The 7,071-nt window shown below is 39.1% G+C and carries 5 protein-coding genes; all 5 read left to right on the top strand.

What is annotated here, in order from left to right:
• On the top strand, positions 1-243 hold a 243-nt coding region (locus ACFIO3_RS06580; protein ID WP_375704218.1), incomplete at its 5' end, for a type IV secretory system conjugative DNA transfer family protein.
• 1,201 nt (positions 244-1,444) lie between these two features.
• The gene (locus ACFIO3_RS06575; protein ID WP_375615255.1) at positions 1,445-3,043 is read left to right on the top strand and encodes a BID domain-containing T4SS effector; all 1,599 of its coding nucleotides are present in this window, start codon (positions 1,445-1,447) and stop codon (positions 3,041-3,043) included.
• A 308-nt stretch (positions 3,044-3,351) separates the two neighbouring features.
• The gene (locus ACFIO3_RS06570) at positions 3,352-4,659 is read left to right on the top strand and encodes a BID domain-containing T4SS effector (RefSeq protein ID WP_375704217.1); all 1,308 of its coding nucleotides are present in this window, start codon (positions 3,352-3,354) and stop codon (positions 4,657-4,659) included.
• 343 nt (positions 4,660-5,002) lie between these two features.
• On the top strand, positions 5,003-5,839 hold the full coding sequence (locus tag ACFIO3_RS06565; protein ID WP_375615257.1) for a BID domain-containing T4SS effector: 837 nt from the start codon (positions 5,003-5,005) through the stop codon (positions 5,837-5,839).
• Between the two features lie 354 nt (positions 5,840-6,193).
• On the top strand, positions 6,194-7,071 hold an 878-nt coding region (locus tag ACFIO3_RS06560), incomplete at its 3' end, for a BID domain-containing T4SS effector (protein ID WP_375704216.1).

Genomic DNA, 7,071 nt, shown 5'->3' with positions numbered 1-7,071 from the left:
CGAAAGCTACAAAAGCCTATTTTATTTGTCTTAGATGGAGTCGATTTTCGTGGTTATATGAATATTTTAAAAAGAGCTCTCATTTTACCCCATGAGATAATTCAAGAAATGCGTCAAGATGAACAAATTATTCTTATGCAAGGACAGCACCCTTTGCGATGTGGCCGCGCCATCTATTTCAGAAGAAAAGAAATGTTAGCCGCTGCTGCAAAAAACCGCTTTGCTCCACAAAAGAAAAACTAACCTTCTATTATGAGATCTTGACTATGAAAAGAACAACCACAGAAACAACATAGATTTCTGTTTTTTAAAAACCCGTTAACAAAAAGTTTTTGACCGCTTCCACACACACATATAAGGAAAACATGATAAAAAAATCCGTGTTTTTCCTTTTTGTATTTTGTGTATCGTTTTACCAGCGCCCATCGTCTTTATAAGAAATACCAAAACCCTCAAATTATCTATAACTAAACCAACCTCTCCACTTGGAAAAGTCCTGCAAATACATTCCTACAAAGCTTTTTGTGTATAACTTATCCCCTACAAACAACCAAAAACATTTCACAACGCTAATCACCAATATCAAGGCTTAAGAAAAACAAATGATTGATCTTTGAGACAAGAACTCTCAAAACACCTACACTCAAGAACATCGATTTTTTCCCAAAAAATATTTAAGATATACATCAAAATGAATAAATCATTCTTACACAAGCTTTCCCCCCTTTACGATATCATAAAGTGTTCTATTTTAACGATAAAGCGCTGAAAAAAGCTTTTTTTTCAACCAAAGAAAGAGTTTTCTCTCTCATGGATCTTAGAGCAGCGCAATATAATAAGAGCAACAATATAAAATAAAAAACATTTTGTTGCAAAAATACACAAAAAAGATATCCGTATGGCAAAATATTCATATGGAGCAATAAGAAAAACATAATGGAGAAAAATTTTTGATGACTGCTTTTGCCCATAGATTCACCAATCTGAGAGCTGTGTATGAAAAGTACCAGCACCATCCGCTAACCAAGAGCGATTACACCCGCTATATCCACGCCCCTCATCAAAGCGCTCTTGCAAATAACTTTGTTAAAGGAAAAAACAGTTTTAAGCTACATTTTTCTTTTTGACCTCTTTCTTACACCTCAAAGAACGAAGATTTTGCCCAAAGTCAATTTATAGAAAATCCATTTTCTGGCCACTCATGAGCTTCATATCAGCACCCTAAATACCAAGTATTTTACAGCACAAGATAATAAACACAGGAAACATCAGAAAAGCTTTTCAAAAGCATCACAAAACGATTGATACAACCCATACACTTGAGGGAAAAATGCTCCCTCTCATAACAACCAAAATCTCAAAAGAATACGCGAAGGGGAATTTTTCACATGGCAGCGTTTAAGACGCTCATCAACCACCACCCTACCTACTTAGGAGAGATTACATGTTAGAGCAAAATTATCTATATAAAGGAACCAAAACACTCAAAAATAAATATGGCATCAAAGACCCTAAAAAACTCTATCAACGCAGTACCCATGACGTCACTAAAGCAGCCGTAAATTTTCGCCATGAACCACCCCCACAAAAATTTGATGCTTCCTATCTAAAACTAATCCACTGGAGCCTCTTCTACGAAACTTTTGAATGGGCGGGCCACACCCGCGATACATCCTTTACATTTGAAGATGGCACCACTGCCCATATGCCGGCGATGCGTCCCAAAGGTTATGAAGTTCCTTTTGCTATTGGACCGAAGGTTCAAAAAGAACTAAAACAACTCGAAAAAACACTTAATGAAAAGAACAATTTAAAAGGTTTATCGCGCCAAGAATTTGCTGAAAGTGCCGCTGAAGTTTTTATGGCGCTTGAACACGCGCATCCTTTTAGAAAAGGGAATGGGCGCGTCAATCGAATGTTTATGGAAAAACTTGGACAAGCAGCAGGGCATACCATTGACTTTTCTTTCATCACAAAAGGACGCATGACAGCAGCTTGTATTGAAGCCATGCAATATGGCAATCCTCAACCGATGAAAGATCTTTTTGAAGATATCACGCATCCGCAAAAATCCCTTGTTTTAAAAGAATTCATCTCCCAAATGAGAAACGCTGGATTGGATGAAATTAACAATCGTGTTGTTGTTGCTGCAAAAGAAGATGTAACCTATGAAGGCATCTTTAGAGGTTTTTCAGCAGAAGGTTTTGTCATGGAAGTAGAGGGAGCTTTCGTCGTCGGACACAAAGATGATCTTCCCCCAGAACAAGTCAAAACATTACAAAACGGTGCTCACCTCTGTTTTCAAAAAACCAACGTTCAAAGCTTAAAAGAAATACTGATCCCAAAAGAAACATTAGCCCCTCTTACCCATGAAGAGTTATTTGAAAAGATTTCAAATGACGCTTATGTTGAAGCATGCCGAAAAGAAATCGAAAATTTATCAAAGACTGTTTATGGTAAAACCCACGCCTTAAAGACAACATTAGGTATCGTAACGGCAGCTCCAAACTTGGGAAATCAATTTGCCGATGAAATTTTAGAAAACCCTCAATCAATTTCTAAATTTGCAGGAAGTAAAATACTTGGCATGAAAAGTTCAAATCGCAGACAAGCCGAACAGACTGTTCCACAACTCAGCCAAGCCTTTAAAAATTATGCCACAATAACACAACAAACAAAAGAAGAAATTTTAGAGCAATACCAAAGAGAACAAAATCGATTGAGTCACGCTGTCGAAAAACCTGGAAAAAATTTACAAAACCTTTTTTCCTTATCAGAAGAACAACAAAGGGAAGCTTTATTGCATTCTCGTTCACTGCGACAAGAACTCCATACCTTTTCACGACAACTACACAATCGTCTATCCTCAGAAGATCGTAAAGCCATACAAGAAAAAGACCATACCAGACTAGCGTGCCTCCTTGGGACATCGGAAAGCAAAGCAAAAGAAATTGCGAATACTGTAAAGAACACCCAAGAAGCACAATGTCAAGCCCGCAGCTTGAAAGTTAGTCGCTCTTCATCGCTTGCTCTTACCGGCTAAAAACGCGTGAACTTTTGCCTTCCAACTAACTCTTAGCGCCAATCATTTTATCTCCAGTGCGCCCACCTATTGTTTTAAAATGTTACAAAAGATAGTCCTAAAAATGAATCCTATAATTTACTATAACTTATTGATAATATTTCATAAAAAAACTGTATAAAAGACATAAATGTCCATTACATATCAATATGAATAGCGCGAAGTCTTTGGAGACCATTCAGTTTGATATTCTTCTTTTGTCTTAAAAAATATCAAAAAGTGGGAAATGCGCCAAAGAGGTTTTCTAAAAATATTGAAAGGAAACAGCCATGAAAAAAAATCACCCAAGCCCTTCTACCAATGTAGAGGAACTAAGACGACAAGTTGACCAACAAAATCTAGGTGCTTCTAATGTAGAAGACCTCTACGCAAAGGTTAATAAGCCACCCAAAGAACAGCGCACCTCACCTCAATATACACTTCAACAACCACCAGAAACGGTCTTTGCTCCCCAAAAGCCACTTGACCAACAAAACCTAGGAGCTTCTAATGTAGAAGACCTCTACGCAAAAATTAATAAGCCACCCAAAGAACAGCGCACCTCACCTCAATATACACTTCAACAACCACCAGAAACGGTCTATGCTCCCAAAAAGCCACTTGACCAACAAAACCTAGGAGCTTCTAATGTAGAAGACCTCTACGCAAAAGTTAATAAGCCACCCAAAGAACAGCGCACCTCACCTCAATATACACTTCAACAACCATCAGAAACGGCCTATGCTCCCCAAAAGCCACTAGGAAATCCCTATGACAGACTTGGTGAAAGACCAAGTGATGGGCGACGCACCGACAAACTCGTAAACCCCTATTCAATAACAGATTTGGCAGCGCAAGATTGGCAAACACCTTACGACACAGTTGGTGAAGGTGCACAGGGTGGACGACATCCCCAAGAATCAAAACATCATCTCTATTCAGAGCTTGAATTTGGTACAGAAGGTGGTCGCTCTCCCCAAAGACCACTCGAATCTGTCTATGCAACGGTTGGCATGGGAGCTGAAGGCGGGCAAGAGTCTGAACAACTAGAAAATCCCATCTATCAAGGCGTTGGCGGAGGCAGAATCTCCCCTCCCAGAACCCCAAAAGATGTGGTTACAACAAAGCTTTTAACAAACGTAGACTTTCAATATGGTGTAAGAGAAACGCAAGAATGGTGCAGAGTTGTTTATGGTAACGAACATGCTTTGAATCAACAACTGGCTAAGATTCTTGACGACCCTCAAAATGCAGAAAAAGTCTTATGGAGCCTTGCAGAAAATCCTGAAAGCGCTGGTAAGCTTGCAGGTCACAAAATACTTGGTGTAAAATCTCTAAGCCGCAGAGAAGCTGAAGATGGTTTTCGTCCTCTTTGCTCAGCTCTTGAGAGACATATATATAATACACAAAAGCTCCATAAAAAGTTTACACGGGAGCAGGAAAGAGAAAGAGGTCAAAAACAAGAAAGTCCAGAAAGAGATACAGAAGACAGACATTACCACCATCATCGTCACGCAAGAGGACAAGAACAAAATAGTCCAGAGCACAGCCCACAACAACAAAGACATGGAGAAAAAGGAATGGCTTTTGCCATGTAAGGGGAGCATAAACATAAAAACAGATAGTTTTTGTTTTTCATGTAATCTTTTTTTCAGTGAGTTTCTTGGTGCAAATCATTTTATCGTGATTGCACCAAGAGTTGTTTTAAAATATTACAAAAAATAGTTCTAAAAGTGGATCCTATAATTTATCATAACTTATTGATAAAATTTCATAAAAAAACTGTATAAAAGACATAAATGTTCATTACCTATCGATATGAATAGCGCAAAATCTTTGGAGGTCATTCGGTTGGATATCTTCCTTTATATAAAAGTTATCAAAACTAAAAGTGGGGAATGCACCAAAGAGGTTTTCTAAAAATATTGAAAGGAAACAGCCATGAAAAAAAGTCACCCACAACCCCAGAGCACAGAGCCCCTCTATGCACAAGTTAATAAACCAAACAGAGGAAACCAGCGCGGACCAACCCCAGAAGAGGAAGTTCTATACGCATCCGTTAGCAGTGTTTCTCCTTCAAGAGGGAGACATCCTGATCGGGGAAGAGAAAATCCTGAAACCGATTATACAGAGGTTGCTCCCCCAAAACGCGAAGCTGAGGTTACATACGCATCCGTTAGCAGCGTTACCGCTTCTTCAAGAGGTAAACATCAAAGGACAGAAGATCCTGAAACCGACTATACAACGGTTGCTCCGCACCAAAGAGGAAAGCCTTCACCTTCTCTCACAACTGACCAAAAGAGTGTAATGCTTTTAAAAAATCGACAGGTCCAAGCACGTGCAGAAGAGGTTATACATTGGAGTAAAATTGTTTATGGCAATGATACAATTTTCCAAAAACATTTGCAAAGCATACTTACAGATCCCAATAAAGGAAAAGAGCTTTCAGATCAACTTGCTGAAGATCCTGAGTCTATACATAAGCTTGCGGGCCGTACCGCACTTGGACTAAAAAGTCAAACACGCAAAGAAGCTGAAGAGGGTTTTAAATCGCTTGTTGACGCCATTGATGATTATACAAAGGCTGTAGAAAGAGCCACAGAGAGGCTATCGCAAACCCCTCTAGCGGAACAAAGACGCCGTCAAGAAAATTCTCAGCAAGTTGAGAAACACCATCATCATCGTCATCATCACACAAGAGGACAAGAACACAATAGTCCAGAGCACAGCCCTCAACGACAAAGACATGGAGAAAAAGGATTTTCTTATGCCATGTAAGGGGGCATAAACATAAAAACAGATAGTTTTTGTTTTTCATGTAATCTTTTTTTCAGTGAGTTTCTTGGCGCAAATCGTTTCATTGCGATTGCGCCAAGAATTGTTTTAGAATGTTACAAAAAATAGTCCTAAAAATGGCGCCTGTAATTCACGATAACTATTGATAACTTATTGATAATATTTCACAAAAAAACTGTAGAAAAGACACAAATGTCCATTAAGCTGATTAAAAATAGCGCAGATCTTTGGAGCTCATTCAGTTCGATATCTTCCTTTATCTCAAAGCAATCCAAGCATAAAAGGCAAGAGTGCTCCAAAGAGGTTTTCTAAAACAATTTTTGAAAGGAAACATGCATGAAAAAAAAACACCCTCATCCTTTTCCATCCTCTTCAATACAAGAACTTATAAAACTCTATGAACAAGCGGCGGCAGAGGTCTCAGGCGCAGCCCCCCTTCCTAAAGAAACACCTTCAAAAAGCAAAAGACTATCATCTATACCGGAAGAAGATGAGGAAAGACAATCTCTTTTAAGCGAAGAAACTGTACATGCATCAACAAATCGAACAGCTTCGTTAACAAGAGGCAGCTCTACCAAAAGGCAGCAAAAACCTGAAACGACACACTCAACAGTTACTTCACAAGTTACCCAAAGGACAACAAGAGTTCTCTCAGAGGAAGAAATCATTCTATTGCTTCCACACCATTCATTGGTTCGAACCTATCAAGAGGAAATCCAACGTTTATCCGCAAGTGCCTATGGTAACCCAAACATTTTGCAAGAAAAAATGCAGGAAATTCAAAGAGATCCCGCTGCAGGAGAAGAGCTCTCATGGCGCATGGCAGCATATCCTGAAAGTTTTGCTAAACTTTCCGGCACCAGCGCGTTTGGCTTCAAAAGTCGAGTACGTAGACACGCGGAAGAGAGTTATTCCGCTCTCAGTATCACCGTTGATTGTTATACAGAAGCTGTAAAACAGGCAAGAGAGAGCCTCTTACAATCTCCAGAGCAAGAACTCAAAAACTATGAACGCTTAATGGGGAAGGAAGCCGTCGCTAAACTTCTGCAAAAACCAGATCATCGTGAAAAAGAAACTCTTTCAGAGACAGAAATTTCTACCCAAATTCAACAACATTCAAAAGTCAAAAGACACCGCGCCCAAATCCAATATTGGTGTAAAGTTGTTTTTGGGAACGAAAACATTTTGCAATCACAAACAGAAGAGCTTTTCCA

This window comes from Bartonella sp. AD328YNZD (assembly GCF_042196425.1).
This window is presented reverse-complemented; position numbering and strand designations above follow the sequence as displayed.